Below are 17,471 nucleotides of genomic sequence, written 5' to 3'. Positions count from 1 at the left end.
TTGCCTATTGAGGTGGGAGCCACCTGCCGGTTGCAACTCTATCGTTTTCGCCGCTTCGAGGTCCAGTCGCAGGCAATTGCTGTCTACGCACCGAAAAGTGTTTCGCGCGAAGCGGTTATGCAGGCTTATTCGGAACTGCGGCGTAATTGCGCATGGACCACTATCGAACGCCGTCGTCTGCAGTGTGCGTCGCAAAATCGACAGACACTGCCGCCGTCCGGACACAACGTTAGTTCTAGACAGCGACCCGTTCGGCTTTCTCGACAGACGCGAACAATCATGGTCTGATCGCGCTACCAACTTCCGCGCCTTGCGTGATGAACCACCGGGCGACGGATCAAAAAAGATCCAAGATAAGAAACTCGAACAAGAAGACCGAAGAGGAAACTCCAACAATAAATACCCAAGCGAGGAAACGAGATGTCACGGAAGAAACTGACGCGACGCCAATTTGTGGCTGCAACTGCGATGTCCTCCGCGGCGCTGATCACAGCGCCCTATGTGCGCGGCGCCTACGCCGCTGGCAAGCTCTCGATCGGCTTCTGGGACCACTGGGTGCCCGGCGCCAACAAGGCCTCCACCGACCTCGTCAACGAATGGGCCGCGAAGGAGAAGGTCGAGGTTTCCATCGACTACATCACCAGCAACAACAAGAAGATCGAGCTGACCGCCGCGGCCGAAGCCCAGGCCAAGTCCGGTCATGACATTCTCCAAATGCCGAGCTGGTGGCCGCAGGCCTATTCCGAGAATCTCGAGCCGCTCAACGACATCATGGAGCCGATCATCAAGCAGAATGGCGAGGTGAACGGCACCGTCAACTATCTCGGACGGTCAGGCGGCAAATGGCTCGCGGTGCCCGCGACACCCGGCAGCCAAATCAAAGGGCCCTGCTCCCGCATCGATCTGATGAAGAAGCACGCCGGCATCGACGTGCAGGAGATGTATCCGGCCGGCAGCCCGCCCAAGGCGGATAACTGGACAATGGAGACCTTCCTGAAGGCGGCCGAGGCCTGCCAGAAGGCCGGCTTTGCGTTCGGCATCGGCCTCGGCGAGACCACCGACAGCGTCGATACCGCGGGCGCGATCTTTCAGTCATTCGGCGCCGAGCTCGTCAACGCCAAGGGTGACATCACGGTGAAGACCGATCAGGTTCGCCAGGCGATGGAATTCTACAAGAAGCTGATCGCGGTCCTGCCGCCGGACGCACCGTCCTGGGACGACGCCTCCAACAACAAGTGGCTGATCTCCGGCCGCGGCGCAATGATCCTGAATCCGCCGAGCGCCTGGGCGGTTGCCAAGCGCGATGCGCCGCAGGTCGCCGAGCAGTGCTGGACGCACGGCTTCCCGGCCGGTCCGAAGGGCCGGTTCGCGCCATACCTGCCCTACTTCTGGGGCGTCTGGAGCTTCGGCAAGAACAAGGAGGCGGCCAAGAGCCTGCTCGTTCACCTGTCCTCGCCATCGTCGATCGAGAAGTTCGTTGCGGTGAGCGGCGGCTATGACCTGCCGGCCTACGCGAAGATGAGCACGTTGAAGACGTGGGCGGAAGAAGGGCCGCCGAAGGGAACGCTCTATCACTATCCGAATCCCTACAATCATCAGACGCTGTCGATCGCAGCGTCACCGGCGCCGCCCAAGATCGCGCAGCAGATCTACTTCCAGGCGACGCTGACCAAGATGGCGCTGCGTTTTGCGCGGGGCGAGACGTTGGAGCAGGCGCTCGCCTGGGCCGAGGGCGAGTGCGAAGGCTTCATGCGGAGCTGAGCCGGGATGTGCCAGGGCGGTTCACGCCACGCGCGTGAACCGCCCTCATCCCGTCCTCCGATCCGCATGATCGCGAAGCTCGCCATACGGCTGGCCTCGCGGTTGGACAGTTTACGAGAAAGCTGACCAAAGGAAGCTGACATGGCCGATGTCGTCGTTGAGCGAGGTCGCGTTGCCCGTGCGAAGGGCGCGCGCAAGGGATCGAGCCTGCGCAATACGCTAGGGCGAAAATCGACGGTCGCGTTCTTCCTGACGCTGCCGCTGATCCTCCTGATCGCGCTGCTCGTGCTCTACCCTGCCCTCTACTCGGTTCACCTGGCGACGCTGAACAAGGCGATGACGAAGTTCGTCGGCCTCAGCAACTTCACCTTCCTGTTCAAACGCGACACGTTCTGGATGGTGGTGGAGCAGTCCTGCATCTTCGCTATCACCGCCGTCGTCTTCAAGGCGCTGATCGGGTTCATCGTCGCGCATTTCGTCCACAACATTCCGGCCAAGGGTCAGCGCAAATGGCGCGGCATGCTGCTGGTGCCGTGGGTGATCCCCCCGGCGATGAGCACGCTCGCCTGGCTGTGGCTGTTCGATCCCTCTTACAGCGCCTTCAACTACACGCTTTCCTTCTTCGGCGTCGGCCCGATCCCCTGGCTCGGCGATACCTTCTGGGCGCGCTTCTCAGTCATCCTCGTCAACGTCTGGTACGGGGCGCCGTTCTTCATGATCATGTATCTCGCCGCGTTGAAATCCGTGCCCGACCAGCTCTACGAGGCCGCAGCGATCGACGGCGCCAACTGGTGGCAGCGGATCTGGTACGTCACGCTGCCGATGATGCGCAACATCATCGCCATCACCACGTTGTTTTCGCTGATCGTGACGTTCGCCAATTTCGACATCGTGCGCATCCTGACCTCCGGCGGCCCGCTGGATACGACGCATCTGTTCGCCACCTGGGCGTTCCAGGTCGGCATCCAGAGCAACGACATTCCCCTCGGCGCCTGCGTCTCGTTGTTCATGGTGCCGATCCTTGCCGTCGCAGCGATCTTCATCCTGCGCGATGTCTCCAAACGCGGGAACGAAGCCTGATGAGCACGCTCGCAATCGATAAGGCCGGACCGTCACGCAAGGTCAAATATGGCAGCATGAGCCGCGACCGCGCCTGGGCGCTGCGCTGGTCCTACTTCTTTCTCGTGCTGTTCGCGATCTTTTTCCTGACGCCGCCGGTCTACATGCTGATCACGTCGCTCAAGAGCAGTGCGGAAATATCGGCAGCGACCAACCCCTGGTGGGTGTTCCATCCGACGCTATCGAACTATGTCGAGCTCCTGACATCGAACCAGTTTTTGCGCTTCTTCTGGAATTCCTCGGTCGTGGCGATCGCGGTCGTGATCATCACGATGCTGATCAGCATCCCCGCCGCGTTCGCGCTGGCGCGGATGAAGTTCTGGGGCTCGGCGACGCTCGCCACGGGCGTCTTCCTCACCTACCTGATCCCGGACAGCCTCTTGTTCATTCCGCTGTTCAAGATGCTCGCGGTCTTTCAGGACTATACTGGCATCACGCTACTCAACAGATGGTATGTGCTGCTGTTCATCTATCCGACGCTGACGGTGCCGTTCTGCACCTGGATCATGATCGGCTATTTCGCATCGATCCCGAAGGAGCTGGATGAGGCCGCCCTCATCGACGGTGCCTCCTGGCTCCAGACCTTGACGCGGATCTTCATTCCGGTCGCCCTGCCCGGCCTGATCGCCGCGACCATCTTCGCCTTCACCGTCTCCTGGGCGCAGTTCCTCTATCCCCTGGTGTTCACGACCTCCGTAGACCAGTTCGTGTTGCCTGTTGGCATCACCACGACGTTGATCAAGGGCGACGTGTTCAACTGGGGTCAGATCATGACAGGCGCGCTGCTTGGCGCCGCGCCGCCATTGGTCATCTATGCCTTCCTGATGGACTACTACATTGCCGGCCTGACCGCCGGTGCGACAAAGGGTTGAAATCGAGAGGTTGAATTTTCATGGCTGACGTTTCTCTCCGTAAGGTCGTCAAGCGTTACGACGATGTTGAAGCCGTGCGCGGCATCGATCTCGAAATCACCGACCATGAGTTCATCGTGCTGGTGGGGCCATCGGGCTGCGGCAAGTCGACGACGCTGCGGATGATCGCAGGGCTGGAGGACATCAGCGACGGCGATATCCTGATCGGTGGCGACGTCGTCAACGACGTACCGCCGAAGGATCGCGACATCGCCATGGTGTTCCAGAACTACGCGCTTTATCCGCACATGACGGTCGCCGAGAACATGTCGTTCGGGCTGCGCCTGAAGCACTATCCCAAGGCCGAGATCAAGGAGCGGGTGACGGAGGCCGCGCGCCTTCTGGACATCACCGACCTGATCGACCGCAAGCCGAAGCAGCTATCCGGCGGCCAACGCCAGCGCGTGGCAATGGGGCGAGCCATCGTGCGCAACCCCAAGGTCTTCCTGTTCGACGAGCCGCTGTCCAACCTTGACGCCAAGCTGCGCGTGCAGATGCGGATCGAGATCAAGAAGGTGCATCAGAAGGTGCGCACCACGACCGTCTACGTCACCCATGACCAGGTCGAGGCGATGACGCTCGCCGATCGCGTCGTCGTCATGAACAAGGGACGCATCGAGCAGATCGGCACGCCGAACGAACTCTATCACAAGCCGGCGACCCGCTTCGTCGCCGGTTTCATCGGTTCGCCCGCGATGAACTTCGTTCCCTGCCGGCTGGAGGACGTCGGTGGCACGCTTCAGATCCGCCTGACCGACCGCATCGCCTTTGCGCTGCCGCCGGCCCGCGCCGCCCGCTACAACGCGCTGCCGCGCACCGAGAAGCTGCTGCTCGGCATCCGGCCCGAGCACTTGACCGAGTCGCACGCGCATCTGGAGCCGGGCGTCGAGACCTTCGACACCGTGCTCGATGTCACCGAGCCGATGGGCATGGAGACGCTGGTCTATTTCGGGCTCGACGGCACGCCCATCTGCGGCCGCGTCAATCCCAATGCCGGCGCCAAGGACGGGGCTCCCATGCGTTTGGCGATGGACCTCAACAACATGCACCTGCTAAACGAGGCGACCGGCGTCGTGTTGTGACGGCCGGACAAGAAACTCGCTCAGGCAGGAGACGATGGCGACCAACAAGAAGAAGATTTTCGTTACGCAAACCATGTCGCCGGGCGCCCGCGCCCTTCTCACCCAGCGGGACGACATCGAACTGGTCGAGTTTTCGAACCTGATCTCGGCCCGGGATTTCGAGGCGATGCTGAAGAGCCATGCGCCGGTCCACGGCGTGGCGCTCGGCGCCACCGCCTTCGGCGAGACCGAGCTCGAGGCCTCCAGGGACATGAAGGTGGTGACCCGTATCGGCGTCGGCTACGACGCGGTCGACGTGCCCGCCCTCTCCCGCCGCAAGGTGCCGCTGATGGTTGCGGGCACGGCGAACTCGCCGTCGGTTGCGGAAGCGGCGCTGTTCATGATGCTGACGCTCGCCAAGCGCGCGAACGAGCTGCACGCCTGCGTCAAGGACGGCAAATGGGCCGACCGGCTCGGCATGCTGCCGTTCGATCTCTACGGTAAGAACGTCCTGGTCGTCGGCTTCGGCCGTATCGGCTCCCGCACCGCCAAGCGTTGCCTGGCGATGGAGATGAACGTGCAGGTCTACGACCCCTATAAGCCGGCCACCGAGATCGAGGCCGCCGGTTGCGAGCCGGTCGCAGACCTCGACGCGGCCCTGCCCCAAGCCGACTTCGTCACCATCCATTGTCCGAAGACGCCGGAAACCGTCGGCCTGTTCGATGCGACGCGGATCGGCCGGATGAATCCGAGGGCCTATCTGATCAACACCGCGCGTGGCGGCATCGTGAAGGAGAAGGCACTGTACGATGCGCTCGTCTCGGGCAAGCTCGCGGGCGCCGGTATCGACGTGTTCGAGCAGGAGCCGCCGCCGGTCGCCAATGCGCTGTTCGCGCTGCCCAACGTCATCATGGCCCCGCACGTGGCCGGCGTCACCGTCGAGGCGGTGAACCGCATGAGCGAGCAGACCGCGCGCAACATCCTGAGTGTGCTGGACGGCGATCCGATCCGCCAGAACATCATTAATCAGGACGTGCTGGGCTAAGCCAAACCGACAGGCGGGCGGCACATCGCCCGCCTTCGGAATGCCAGAATGCGTCCCATTTTGGTGCAGATCGAGCCCCAACTCAGCCTTAATCAAACGGGCGTAATATGTTCCACCGCGGCCGGCAGTGGGACAGATGAACCGGCGGCGTCGAGCTGGAGGATGGACCGTGTCAGAAATCGACCCGACCGATCATGCGCTGGCGACCATCGCCAGTATTCTGGAGGACTCCGAGCCCGCCCCCGCACGCGAGGCCGAGCAGGCCGTCGATGATGAACATCCCGTCGCCGATGAACATCCGGTGGTCGACGAACAGCCGCTGGCACCTGAGCCCACTGATGCCGAGGGCTACAGCAAGGTCGGTCCCGGACCGATGGTCGCAATCCGTCTCAAATGGACGGTTCATCGCGGCGAGGACGGCCAGTTCTATGTGCACGAGACCATCGGCGAGCAGTCCGCGCCCGTGATCAGCGGTCCCATGACAAGCGAGGCCGCGGTGCGTTTCGTCGACGAGCACGAGGACGAGGCGCACCGGCGCTTCGAGGAGCTACGCAGCGAGATCGCCGGCCGCAGCTCGGTCGCCGAATTCGAGCGCAAAGGCGAGGCTTAGGCTCTCTAGCTCCGACCCAGGAAATCCCTCTTCACGAGCTCGACGCCTGCGTGTCGCAACAGGTCGTAGGCCGTCGTCACGTGAAAGAAGAACTGCGGCACGCTGAACGTCAACAGCAGCGTCCGTCCGGTGAAGGGCAGCTCGGCCCCGTTCTTCAGCCTGAAGGCGACGCTTCGTTCCGCCGCCGCGTCAATTTCGCCGCGCGGCAGGCTCTCGATGAATTCGATCGATGTCGCGATGCGCGCCTGAAGCCCGGCCATGTCGTGCTCCAGCGCCGGCAGGGCAACCGGCTCGCGCTGCGCCAGCAGAGCCGGGGCGACCACCGCGTGGCGGCAGGCTTCCCCGACCTGCTGCGCCAGGTCGTACATGTTTGGCGACAGCCGCATGCCGAGCAGCATCGCGGAATCGAACTTGCGAGCCTCCGCATGGGCTGCGCCCTTGTCGAGCAGCCCGGACAGGCTGCGCAGGTGAGGCACGAAGATGCCGACCGAGGCGTCATACATCGAGATCGTCACGTCCGGCTGCTCCTTGCCAATTCCATCTCGCCAGAGGCTGGCTTCTGGTTTAAATCCCACGCTTCAAGAGCTGCACAATGACAGCTCGCGCAGGGGTAGAAAAGACATGCTCGTTCGAATCTTGGCGGCCTTTGCCGTGGTGGTGCTGGCGAATTTCTCGGCGCAGGCGCAGCAGGCGCCCTCGCGGCTAGACGAGATCGTCAAGCGCGGCACCTTGCGGGTCGGCATGACCGGCGACTACAAGCCCTTCACCTATCTGGACAAGACGACCCAGCAATTCCGCGGCTTCGACGTCGACATGGCCGAGGCGCTGGGCAAGGCGCTCGGCGTCAAGGTCGAATTCGTGCAGACGGCCTGGCCGAAGCTGATGAAGGATTTCGAGGCCGATCAGTTCGACATCGCGATGGGCGGCGTCTCGGTGACACTCGACCGCCAGAAGAAGGGCTTCTTCTCCACGCCGATCATGCGCGAGGGCAAGACGCCGATCGCCCGCTGCGCCGATGTGGGCAAGTACCAGACGCTTTCCGACATCGACAAGAAGGGCACCCGCGTGATCGTCAATCCCGGCGGCACCAATGAGCGCTTCGCGCGCGCCAACATCAAGGACGCCGAGATCAACGTCTTCCCCGACAACACCGTGATCTTCGACGAGATCGCCAAGGGCAATGCCGACCTGATGATGACCGATGCATCCGAGACCCGGTATCAGCAGAAGCAGCACTCCGGGGTGCTCTGCGCGGTGCATCCGGACAAGCCGTTCGACTTCTCCGAGAAGGCCTACTGGCTCCAGCGCGACGTGGCGCTGAAGGCCTTCGTCGACCAGTGGCTGCACATCGCCATGGAGGACGGCAGCTACAAGAAGATCTACGCCGCCTGGTTCGACTAGCAGGACCATCGATCTGACGAGCCCGCGAGAAGCAATGCCAGGCAAGGGATCATGCGACACGTGATGATGCTCGCGACCGTACTCGCAATGGCCGGTGCGGACAGCGCGTTCGGAGAGACGAAGTTCACGCCAGCAACCGGCCCCGGTTGCAAGGACGAATCCAGTGACCAGTTCGGCCAGTGGACATGTCCCGGCCCGGCGGGCTACGCGATCCGCTTCGCCGACGAAGGCAACATCGTCTCGCTCACGATCGCGCCCAGGCGCTCACTCGAGAAGCGACAAGGGCCGTCGGCACAGTGGCGCGGCGCCGGCAAGGCCTTCGGTGACAAGGTGCAGTGGATCATGCGGGCCGGAATTCCCAAGGCCGCCGTGATCCGGACTTGGCACCGGCAAGGCGACGATGAGAGCGAAATCCAGGAGCTCTCCATATTCGCGATCAATCCTGAGAGCGCCTGCCTTTATGCGGCGATCGATAGCCATACCGACAAGGCGAATGAGACCGCGCTCGCTCGCGCAGAGCAAGCGGCGGACTCACGCTGTCCAGAGAAGTAGCTCGGATCGGCTGAGCTTTTGCCCCTATCCGCTCGTGATGGCTCATCGTCTCGGTGTAGTGCCGCCGTCCAAACTCCGGACCGACTTCGGTGGTATTGAACCGATATCCGCCGGAGGACGACTCATACGGAGACAGTGATCTAGATCACGCTTTAAGATCCAACCGAAGCGTAAGCATCGGTGCCGGGGGACCACCTGCTCAGGAGACGGAAATGAGGAAGCTGTTGGCCACGGCCGCATTGCTTTTGGCGAGCACGGCTGCGCAGGCGCAGTACACCATCGAATATGGCGGCCGTACCATCCGCATCGATCCCGACCGCGGCACGGTGTCGATCCCCGGCGTCTACGACAACACCGGACAGGGCAAGGCAAAGAAGGCCAAGAAGAACGAGGCGAAGCCGGATCAGCAGACGCCGCAGCAGGCCAAGGTTGATCCGCAGCCGCCGGCCGCAGCTCCGGCTCCCGCACCAGCCGTCGCGGCGCCGCCGCCGACCACCGCCAACAATGCGCCGGGCGACACCGCCGTGCTGCCGCAGCCCACGCCGCCCCCGGCACCTGCCCGGGTCGAACAGCAGGCTGCAACGCCACCGGCGACCGTCGTACCGCCCGCGTCCCCGGCGGCGCCCCCTGCGCCCGCCCCCGCTCAGGCCGCCGCGACCACGGCGGCGCCCGCAGCCGCGCCGGCGCGCGATCCCAATTCACCCCTCGGCGTCTGGCTCACCGAGGAGAAGGAAGGCAAGGTCCGCATCGAGCAATGCGGCAGCAATCTCTGCGGCTATTCGGTCGACGCCAAATCGAACCAGAACGGCGAGCAGGTGCTGATCAACATGAAGCCCGGCAAGGACCAGAAATGGTCCGGCCGCATCCTCGATCCCAACTCCGGCTCGACCTACGACTCCACGATCGCCATGCGCGGCACCGACCGCCTCCACGTGCAAGGCTGCGCCTTCGGCGGCATGTTCTGCGGCGGCCAAACCTGGACGCGCGTGAACTGAGGGGCGCCTGCGATCTAGGATACAGCCTCGATCACGTGCGCCTGGATTTTTGCCACCACCTCGCCTTCGGCGCCATGTGCATGTGGACGGCACAAAGGATGTGAGGTGACTCCTTCCGGGTCGGAGCCCCATCGCCCGTCGGGCGATGGGTCTCATGCGGACAACCCTGGTTCAGCTAGCCAACCGCTGCCGAGTACTCGGCGTCACTTACCGGCTCGAGCCAGGTCGAGTAGACGCCGTCGAGTGCTTCCTGCATGGCGATGTGGGTCATGCCGTTGGTCGGCGAAGCGCCGTGCCAGTGCACTTCCCCCGGCGGAATCCAGATGGTGTCGCCCGGACGAATCTCGCGGATCGGACCGCCCTTGGCCTGGATGCGGCCGACGCCCGAAATCACGTAGAGCGTCTGCCCGAGCGGATGGTGATGCCAGTTGGTGCGCGCACCGGGCTCGAACGAGACGCGCGAGCAGTTCAGCCGTGCCGGCGCGGGCGCCATGATCACGGGGTCCTGCAACACGGTGCCGGTGAAGTGTTCCTTGGGCGCGCGGCGGGTCGGCCGCGTGCCTGCGACGTGGATCTCCATGGGATGACCTCGTTTGGTTTGTCGTTACTTCTTGCTGGCCGCGTAGCGCGCCTTGGTCTCGGCGTTCATGGGATAGAGGCCGGGCAGCACGGCGCCGTTGTTCACCTCGTTGACGATCCAGGCCTCCATGCGTTCCTGCTCGACGCCCTCGGCGAGCACGTGATCGAGCATCGCCTGCGGGATCAGCACGCAGCCATCCTGGTCCGCAACCACGATGTCGTTCGGGAACACCGCGACGCCGCCGCAACCGATCGGCTCGCCCCAGCCGACGAACGTCAGGCCGGCGACGGACGGGGGCGCCGCGTAGCCGTCGCACCACACCGGCAGGTTGGTGCCAAGCACGCCCTCGACGTCGCGCACGACGCCGTCGGTGACGAGCGCCGTGACGCCGCGCTTGACCATACGGGCGCAGAGGATGTCGCCGAAGATGCCGGCGTCGGTGATACCCATGGCGTCGACCACGGCGATGCAGCCTTCCGGCATCGCCTCGATCGCGGTGCGGGTCGAGATCGGCGACGACCAGGACTCGGGCGTCGCCAGATCCTCGCGCGCGGGTACGAAGCGCAGCGTGAACGCCGGTCCCACCAGGCGCGGCAAACCGGGGCGCAGCGGCCGTGCACCGCGCATCCACACGTTGCGCAAGCCCTTCTTGAGCAGGACCGTGGTAATGGTGGCGGTGGTGATGCCGGCGAGGGTTTTGCGGGCTTCGGGGGATAGCGACATGGAAACAGACGAGCTCCGGATGGGCGGGAAAAGACGCCGCGCATCTTGCGAGGCGCGCGGCTCCCGTCAAGGGCCACGAACGACGCCCGCAGGGCTGTTATGCGACGCGATAACAAGGCTTTATCGGTTGCCCTTGCATTAATTTATTGGACTTGCGGGCGCATTTACGCAAAGCAGGGGTGACGCGGAACTCAAGGCTGAGACCGCGCATTTCCGGAAGCCGATTTCGACAGCGCGAATTCGACAGCTCATGGCCGCGACGCCTCCCCCGCCCCGCCTCCTGCCCAGTGGCGACAGCGCCGTCACGGTCGAGTTCAGCCGGACCATCGACGACGACGCCAACCAGCGCGTGCTGGCGCTCGACCGGGCGCTTGCCGCAGCAGGCATCGACGGCATCACCGAGTCGGTGCCAACCTATCGCTCTCTGCTGGTGCATTACGATCCCGGCAGGATCGGGTTCGACGCGCTGGGCGAAAAGCTGCTCGCGCTCGCCAGCCAGCCGTTGCCGCCGAGCGCGAAGACGCGCCGCTGGCGCATTCCGGTGGCCTATGGCGGCGAGCATGGCATCGATCTCGAAGATGTCGCAAAAGCGCTCAACACCACCCCCGATGACATCGTCGCCCGCCATGTCGCCGGCGACTACCGCGTCGCCATGATCGGTTTCACGCCGGGCTGGTCCTATCTCAGCGGCCTCGAGAAATCGCTGCACATGTCGCGGCGGCAGAATCCGCGGCTGCTCACGCCAGCCGGCACGATCTCGATCGGTGGCATCCAGACCGGCATCCAGTGCCTGGCCGGTCCCAGCGGCTGGCACCTTCTCGGCCGCACGCCGGTGCGCACCTATCAGCTCCACCGGAATCCAACCTTTCTCACCGAACCCGGTGATCGCGTGACGTTTTTTGCCATCGACCACAAGACCTTCGCGGAGCAGGACCGGGCTGCGGAAGCCGGCGAGCTGATTGCCGAGCAGGTGGCCTCATGAGCCGGCTCGTCGTCGCCAGCATCGGCCCTGCAAGCTCCGTCCAGGATGGCGGCCGCCCCGGCTCGCAGCGCTATGGCCTGACGCCGAGCGGCGCGATGGACCGGTTGGCGCTCGCTGCGGCCAATTGCCTGGTCGGCAACGAGCCGCTCGCGGCCGGTGTGGAGATCGGCCCGTTCGGCGCATCCTTCACGGCGCGTGACGGCGCCGTTCGCCTGGGCATCACCGGGGCGCCGCGCAACGCCGACATCGCCGGGCGCGCGGTGGCGCTCGACAGTTCCGTGACGTTGAAGGACGGCGAGACGCTGACGCTCGGCTTCGCCCGCGGCGGCGCGTTCAGCTATCTCGCGATCGAAGGCGGCGTCAAGGGCGAGCCGGTGTTCGGCAGCCTGGCGGTGAACGCGCGCGCGGGTCTCGGCAGCCCCTATCCGCGCCCGCTCCAGGCCGGCGACGAGTTCACGGTCGACGCAGCAAGTGGTGCGCCGGAGCTCCGGATCGAGCTGCCGAAGCCGGCCGAGGGTCCGATCCGTGTCGTGCTAGGCCCGCAGGACGACGAGTTCGACGAGGCCAACAAGGCGCTGTTCCTTGCGAGCGAGTGGAAGATATCGGCGACCTCCGACCGCATGGGCTACCGGCTCGAAGGCCCCGCGATCGAGCACCTGCACGGCCACAACATCGTCTCCGACGGCACCGTCAACGGCAGCATCCAAGTGCCCGGCAATGGCGCGCCGATCGCGCTGATGATGGACCGCGGCACCTCTGGCGGTTATCCGAAGATCGCAACCGTGATCACGGCCGATTTCGGTCGGCTGGCGCAGACCTCGGCGGGAACCGCGTTCCACTTCAGGCAGGTCAGCATGGCCGAGGCGCAGGACGAGGCACGCAAATTCGCGCAGCTCATTCGCAGCCTGCCCGACCGGCTACGTTCGGCGGACACGGTCGCGCTCAACATCGAGGCGCTCAGGGATGCTAACGTTGCCGGCTACGCTGTGAGCGCGGTCGATGCCGGGACGTGGCAGGTATCGGCGGAGCCGTAATCGACAAGAAGACCAAAAGGCGGAGAGCACCATGAAGACGATCGATCTCAATTGCGACCTCGGCGAAGGATTTGGCGCGTGGGAGATGGGCAACGACGCCGCCATGATCGAGCTTGCGAGCTCCGTGAACGTCGCCTGCGGCTTCCATGCCGGCGATCCCGACATCATGCGCAGGACGGTCGAGCTTGCGAAGGCGCGCGGCGTCTCGGTCGGCGCCCATCCCGGCTATCGCGACCTGCACGGTTTCGGCCGGCACCCGATCGCCGGCCTGAAGCCATCCGAGATCGAGAACCTCGTCGCCTACCAGATCGGCGCACTGCAGGCGATCGCCACTGCCGCCGGTCACAAGGTGACGCATGTGAAGGCGCATGGCGCGCTCTCGAACGTCGCCTGCGAGGACGACACGACGGCGAGGGCGATCGCCGCCGGCATCAAGGCGGTCGATCCCAGCCTGATCTTCGTCGTGCTCGCCAATTCGAAGCTGGTGAAGGCGGGCGAAGACGCCAACCTGCCGATGGTGCACGAAGTGTTCGCCGACCGCGCCTATGAGGATGACGGCAATCTGGTCTCGCGCAAGAAGCCCGGCGCGGTGCTGCACGACGCCAAGGCGATCGCCGATCGCGTGGTGCGCATGGTGCAGGACGGCGCGGTGGTCTCGGTGACCGGCAAGGTCATCAAGATGCGCACCGACACGGTCTGCATCCACGGCGATACGCCCGGCGCGGTCGAGATCGCGCGCGGCCTGCGTCAGGCCTTGAAGGCTGCGGGGATCGAGGTGGCGCCGTTCAAGCGGGCATCGTGAGGCAAGATTGTAGCGTGGGTTAGCAAAGCGTAACCCACCACCTTGTTCCGCGGGTATGGAGTTTGGTGGGTTATGCCTTCCGCCTTCGCTTGCGGAGCTACGGCGGACGTGGTCGGCTAACCCACCCTGCAGATCCGGCTCAGAACGGGTGCACCGAGAGCGTGCCAAAGACGATCGCAGCAATGACCGCAAAGGCGCTGTAGAGCGCAATGTGATGAACGCTCGCCCCGGTCCGCCGCGAGAGCGAGCGCGCGTAGAAGTGCAGCCTGGCCTCCGCCGACAGTTCGCGCATGGTCGATCTCCAACGCCCCATTTGCGCGATTATGAGGGATCACCCCTGCCCACACGCAAGACGAGCGCGGAAATAGCGATAAGACTTCTCTTCAAGGCGCCTTTGGCAGGATGAAATTCTCCTGGAGCGCGGGTTCCAAGGATGGCATTCGTTCAAGTCCGAACCAAATTGGAGCAGTTTCAGCTCCTAGTAGACATCCGCCTGGAACCTCCCCTTCTTCTTGAGCTCCGCGACGAAACTCACGGCCTCATCGGTCGAGCGCGCGCCGAACTGCGCGACGATGTCGACGAGTGCGCGTTCGACGTCCTTCGCCATGCGCTTGGCATCGCCGCAGATGTAGAGATGCGCGCCTTCGGCGAGCCACGTCCACACTTCGCGGCCGAGCTCGCGCATGCGGTCCTGCACGTAGAATTTCTTCTCGCCGTCGCGCGACCAGGCAAGAGACAGGCGGGTCAAAAGACCCGAGGTCTTCAAGGCGTTGAGCTCCTCCCTGTAGAAGAAATCGCAATCGCTGCGCTGATGGCCGAAGAACAGCCAGTTCTTGCCGGGCGCGCCGGTCGCCTTGCGGTCGAGCAGGAAGGCGCGGAACGGCGCGACGCCGGTGCCGGGACCGATCATGATCACCGGCGTCTTCGGATCCTGCGGCAGTCCGAAGCCATGCGCCTTCTGCACATAGACCTTGAGCTTCTCGCCTTCGTTGATGCGTTCGCCAAGGAAGGTCGAGGCGACGCCGAGGCGCTTGCGCTTGCCGATGACGTAGCGGACGGAATCGACCGTGAGCGACAGTTTTCCCGGCGTCGCGTTGTGCGAGGACGAGATCGAATAGAGTCGCGGCTGCAGCGGCTCCAGCGCTTCGACGAAGGCCTCCGGGTGCGGTCGCGTGCCGGAAAATTTCTGCAGCGCCGCCATGACGTCGAGGGTGGCGGCATCGCCATCGGGATCCTCGCCCTGCGCCAGCGCCCGCGCCTTCTCGCGCTGCGCGCCGCCGGTGATGAAGGAGATCAGCTCGAACAGCTTGTCGGGGGCCGGCGACAGCGAGACGTCCTCGATCAGCGCCTCGCGCAGCGTCTTGCCGTTGACCTTGGTGGTGTGGGACGCGCCGAGCAGCGCGATGATCTGGTCGACGAGACCGACATCGTTGCGCGCAAACACGCCAAAGCTGTCGCCGACGACATAGTCGAGGCCGCTCTCGGAGAGATCGAACTCGATGTGATAGGTCTCCTTCTCGGAGCCCTGCTTGTTGAGCAGCCGCCGCGACAGGAACGTCGCTTCGACCGGATTTTCGCGGGCGCGGCCAAGTTCAGCCTTCACCTCCGGCGCAGCCGGCGCGCTCGCGGCCGGAGCCGCCGCACCCGCGGCAGGCTTGACCGCCGGCGCCTTGTCGAGCTCCTCATAGAGCTGCTTCAACATCCGCGCCGTCTCCTTGCCGCCTGGGGCGCAAAGATTCAGGCGAGCCTCGCTCTTGTTCGCGATCGCATCGGAATAGTCGGCGCAGTTGTAGCCGCACTGGCCGCAATCCTGCTGCGCCATCGCCGCCATCATGCGGCGGCGCAGCGGCCTGCCCTCCGCGAGCTTCATGCGATCGGCGATCGCCATCGCCGGATCATGCCAGGGCGCCTCGCCGTCATCGCCATCGCCTTGCGGGGCGAGCACGGCCCCGTTCTCCGCGGGGGACAGCGGCGTCGAGCCGTCGAGCCCGAACATGCCCACGAGAAAGCCGTTCAGCCACAGCCGCTGGCCTTCACTGAAAGGCGCGTTGGGCGGGATGATCTCGAGTTTCGGTGGGACAGGCATCTGGGTCATGCAGTGACTTCCGCTTCAGCGAGTTTGCGCAGGGCTTCGCCGTCGTGGCGACGGGAGAACGTCAGGAAGGTCTCGTCGGGTGAGGCACGGTTGACGAGGTAGGCCCTCAGCAGGCCCTCGACGATTTTCGGGGCATCTTCGGCCTTCACGTCGCGAAACACCTCCTGTCCGATATCGGCGTCGGGGCCGAAGCCGCCGCCGGTGAAGAGGTGATAGCCCTCGACCGTATCCTCTTCCGTCGCGCCAGGCACCTTGGCCGCAATCAGGCCGATGTCGGAGATGTAGTGCTGGGCGCAGGAGTGATGGCAGCCGGTGAGATGTATGTTCAGCGGCGTGTCGAGGCTGATGCGCGCATCGCACCAGTCGCCGATCGCGGCCGCGTGACGCTTGGTGTCGGAAGCCGCGAACTTGCAGCCGGCATTGCCGGTGCAGGCGATCAGGCCGGCGCGGACGTTCGACACTTGCGTGGCGAGGCCGAGCTTCTCGACGGCCGCCGTCACCAGCGCGACGCTTTCGTCGCGCACGCCGGAGATCAGAAGATTCTGCCAGACGGTCAGGCGGATGTCGCCGTCGCCGAGGTCCTGGGCGATCTTGGCTAGCCCACGCATCTGCTCGCAGGCGAGCTTGCCGACCGGCAGCGCCACGCCGACCCAGTTCAGGCCAGCCTGCTTCTGCTTGTGCACGCCGATATGGGCCATGCGGTCGGTTGCAGGCCGCGGCGCAACCGCTTCCGCCGGCACGCGCGCGAATGGCTTCTTGAGCTGCTGCTCGACCAGCTTGAGAAACGCGTCATGACCCATCGCATCCAGCACGTATTTCAGCCGCGCCTTGGTGCGGTTGGTGCGGTCACCATGCTCGATGAAGATGCGCACGATGGCGTCGGCAACTGCGGTCGCGTCCTCGGGACGAACGACGATGCCCGAATATTTGGCAAAGTCCTTGTGCCCGGTGATCCCACCGAGGCCGAGGCGAAACCAGACGCCAGGCGCGACGCCGAACCCGTCCTTGACCTCGACCGCTGTGAACGCGATGTCATTGGTCTCCTCGAGTGCGGCGATCTTGCCGGCACCGTCGAAGGCGACATTGAACTTGCGCGGCAGGCCGTAGAGCGAGCGGTCGTTGAGTATGTGGTAGTGCCACTCGCGCGCATAGGGCCGCGTGTCGAGCAATTCCTGCGGATCGATGCCGGCGGTCGGCGTGCCCGTGACGTTGCGGATGTTGTCCGCGCCGGAGCCGCGCGAGCACAGGCCGATGTCCTGGATGCCCTCGATCAGGGCGACGGCGTTCTTCGGCTCGATCTCGCGGATCTGGAAGTTCGCGCGCGTCGTGACATGGGTGTAGCCGCCGCCATAGGCCTCGGCCAGATCCGCAAGTCCCGACATCTGCCAGTGCTTCAAGATCCCGTTGGGGATGCGTAGACGCGCCATGTAGGAGGTCTGCGCCGGCGCGACCCAGAAGATGCCGTAATAACGCCAGCGGAAATTGTCCGCCGGCGTTGGGTTTGCGTTGTTGCGCGCCTGATCCTTCAGCCGCTCATAACCGTCGAACGGATGCAGCTCGCGCTTGAACTTCTCCTGGTCGGTGAGCTTCTTGCCCGCCGCCGTGAGCTTGTCCTGAGCCCTGATCGCCGCGGCATCGGGACCGGTCGGCTCCGACGACGCGCCAGTTGCGGCGGCAGGCGCACCGCCGGCGGCGAAGGCGCGCCCGACACGCCCGACCTGGAGGCCGGACATGAAGCCTTCGAGATAGCGCTTCTGCTCGTCGGAAAAGTCGGCCGTGGGTGCTGTGTCGAGTTTCATG

The 17,471-nt window shown here is 64.6% G+C and carries 18 protein-coding genes; 12 read left to right on the top strand and 6 right to left on the bottom strand.

Annotation, left to right across the window (positions count from 1 at the left end):
• The first annotated feature begins 420 nt into the window (after positions 1–420).
• The 6 genes from MTX21_RS05910 to MTX21_RS05885 all read left to right on the top strand — a co-directional run bounded on the left by MTX21_RS05910 (position 421) and on the right by MTX21_RS05885 (position 6,507).
• Positions 421–1,761 carry an extracellular solute-binding protein gene (locus MTX21_RS05910; protein ID WP_280963882.1) on the top strand — a complete coding sequence of 447 codons (1,341 nt, stop codon included), beginning with the start codon at positions 421–423 and terminating at the stop codon, positions 1,759–1,761.
• Between the two features lie 141 nt (positions 1,762–1,902).
• Positions 1,903–2,841, top strand: a complete 939-nt coding sequence (locus MTX21_RS05905; RefSeq protein ID WP_280963881.1) for a sugar ABC transporter permease — start codon at positions 1,903–1,905, stop codon at positions 2,839–2,841.
• Positions 2,841–3,752 carry a carbohydrate ABC transporter permease gene (locus MTX21_RS05900; RefSeq protein WP_280963880.1) on the top strand — a complete coding sequence of 304 codons (912 nt, stop codon included), beginning with the start codon at positions 2,841–2,843 and terminating at the stop codon, positions 3,750–3,752. The genes MTX21_RS05905 and MTX21_RS05900 overlap by 1 nt, the downstream gene beginning before the upstream one ends.
• A gap of 20 nt (positions 3,753–3,772) precedes the next feature.
• Positions 3,773–4,873 (top strand): sn-glycerol-3-phosphate ABC transporter ATP-binding protein UgpC, encoded by a 1,101-nt coding sequence (ugpC, locus tag MTX21_RS05895; RefSeq protein WP_280963879.1) that lies wholly within the window; start codon positions 3,773–3,775, stop codon positions 4,871–4,873.
• A gap of 34 nt (positions 4,874–4,907) precedes the next feature.
• Entirely contained in the window at positions 4,908–5,897 is a 990-nt protein-coding gene (locus MTX21_RS05890; RefSeq protein WP_280963878.1) for a hydroxyacid dehydrogenase, read from the top strand.
• Between the two features lie 169 nt (positions 5,898–6,066).
• Entirely contained in the window at positions 6,067–6,507 is a 441-nt protein-coding gene (locus MTX21_RS05885; RefSeq protein WP_280963877.1) for a hypothetical protein, read from the top strand.
• Positions 6,508–6,512: 5 nt separating this feature from the next.
• On the opposite strand, the gene MTX21_RS05880 is transcribed toward MTX21_RS05885, so the two are convergent.
• On the bottom strand, positions 6,513–7,010 hold the full coding sequence (locus tag MTX21_RS05880) for a DUF1993 domain-containing protein (RefSeq protein WP_280970979.1): 498 nt from the start codon (positions 7,008–7,010) through the stop codon (positions 6,513–6,515).
• A 118-nt stretch (positions 7,011–7,128) separates the two neighbouring features.
• Here MTX21_RS05880 and MTX21_RS05875 point away from each other — a divergent pair, with 118 nt between their 5' ends.
• From MTX21_RS05875 to MTX21_RS05865, 3 genes are all read left to right on the top strand, one after another.
• On the top strand, positions 7,129–7,908 hold the full coding sequence (locus tag MTX21_RS05875) for a transporter substrate-binding domain-containing protein (RefSeq protein WP_280963876.1): 780 nt from the start codon (positions 7,129–7,131) through the stop codon (positions 7,906–7,908).
• 51 nt (positions 7,909–7,959) lie between these two features.
• The gene (locus MTX21_RS05870; protein ID WP_280963875.1) at positions 7,960–8,460 is read left to right on the top strand and encodes a hypothetical protein; all 501 of its coding nucleotides are present in this window, start codon (positions 7,960–7,962) and stop codon (positions 8,458–8,460) included.
• A 212-nt stretch (positions 8,461–8,672) separates the two neighbouring features.
• The gene (locus MTX21_RS05865) at positions 8,673–9,455 is read left to right on the top strand and encodes a DUF2147 domain-containing protein (protein WP_280963874.1); all 783 of its coding nucleotides are present in this window, start codon (positions 8,673–8,675) and stop codon (positions 9,453–9,455) included.
• 175 nt (positions 9,456–9,630) lie between these two features.
• Here MTX21_RS05865 and MTX21_RS05860 read toward each other — a convergent pair whose 3' ends face one another.
• Both MTX21_RS05860 and MTX21_RS05855 read right to left on the bottom strand, forming a co-directional pair.
• On the bottom strand, positions 9,631–10,035 hold the full coding sequence (locus tag MTX21_RS05860; protein WP_280963873.1) for a cupin domain-containing protein: 405 nt from the start codon (positions 10,033–10,035) through the stop codon (positions 9,631–9,633).
• Positions 10,036–10,059: 24 nt separating this feature from the next.
• Positions 10,060–10,758 carry a ribonuclease activity regulator RraA gene (locus tag MTX21_RS05855; RefSeq protein WP_027550912.1) on the bottom strand — a complete coding sequence of 233 codons (699 nt, stop codon included), beginning with the start codon at positions 10,756–10,758 and terminating at the stop codon, positions 10,060–10,062.
• Positions 10,759–11,008: 250 nt separating this feature from the next.
• On the opposite strand from MTX21_RS05855, the gene pxpB reads away from it, so the two are divergent.
• From pxpB to MTX21_RS05840, 3 genes are read left to right on the top strand one after another with little or no spacing between them, the layout of a single operon-like run.
• A complete protein-coding gene (pxpB, locus tag MTX21_RS05850) occupies positions 11,009–11,740 on the top strand; it encodes a 5-oxoprolinase subunit PxpB (RefSeq protein ID WP_280963872.1) in 732 nt (243 codons plus the stop codon).
• The gene (locus MTX21_RS05845; protein WP_280963871.1) at positions 11,737–12,774 is read left to right on the top strand and encodes a biotin-dependent carboxyltransferase family protein; all 1,038 of its coding nucleotides are present in this window, start codon (positions 11,737–11,739) and stop codon (positions 12,772–12,774) included. The genes pxpB and MTX21_RS05845 overlap by 4 nt, the downstream gene beginning before the upstream one ends.
• Before the next feature lie 31 nt (positions 12,775–12,805).
• Complete coding sequence (locus tag MTX21_RS05840; RefSeq protein WP_280963870.1) at positions 12,806–13,576, top strand: 5-oxoprolinase subunit PxpA; 771 nt, start codon at positions 12,806–12,808, stop codon at positions 13,574–13,576.
• A 139-nt stretch (positions 13,577–13,715) separates the two neighbouring features.
• On the opposite strand, the gene MTX21_RS05835 is transcribed toward MTX21_RS05840, so the two are convergent.
• From MTX21_RS05835 to MTX21_RS05825, 3 genes are all read right to left on the bottom strand, one after another.
• Positions 13,716–13,868 carry a hypothetical protein gene (locus MTX21_RS05835; RefSeq protein ID WP_279369863.1) on the bottom strand — a complete coding sequence of 51 codons (153 nt, stop codon included), beginning with the start codon at positions 13,866–13,868 and terminating at the stop codon, positions 13,716–13,718.
• Positions 13,869–14,054: 186 nt separating this feature from the next.
• Positions 14,055–15,671, bottom strand: a complete 1,617-nt coding sequence (locus MTX21_RS05830; RefSeq protein WP_280963869.1) for a sulfite reductase subunit alpha — start codon at positions 15,669–15,671, stop codon at positions 14,055–14,057.
• Positions 15,668–17,470 carry a NirA family protein gene (locus MTX21_RS05825; RefSeq protein ID WP_280963868.1) on the bottom strand — a complete coding sequence of 601 codons (1,803 nt, stop codon included), beginning with the start codon at positions 17,468–17,470 and terminating at the stop codon, positions 15,668–15,670. Before MTX21_RS05825 ends, MTX21_RS05830 begins: the two co-directional genes overlap by 4 nt.
• Between the last annotated feature and the right edge of the window lies 1 nt (position 17,471).

This window comes from Bradyrhizobium sp. ISRA430 (assembly GCF_029909975.1).
In the GTDB taxonomy this organism is placed as follows: domain Bacteria; phylum Pseudomonadota; class Alphaproteobacteria; order Rhizobiales; family Xanthobacteraceae; genus Bradyrhizobium.
Note: the sequence above shows the minus strand (reverse complement) of the source record. Positions and strands in the feature narration are given on the sequence as shown.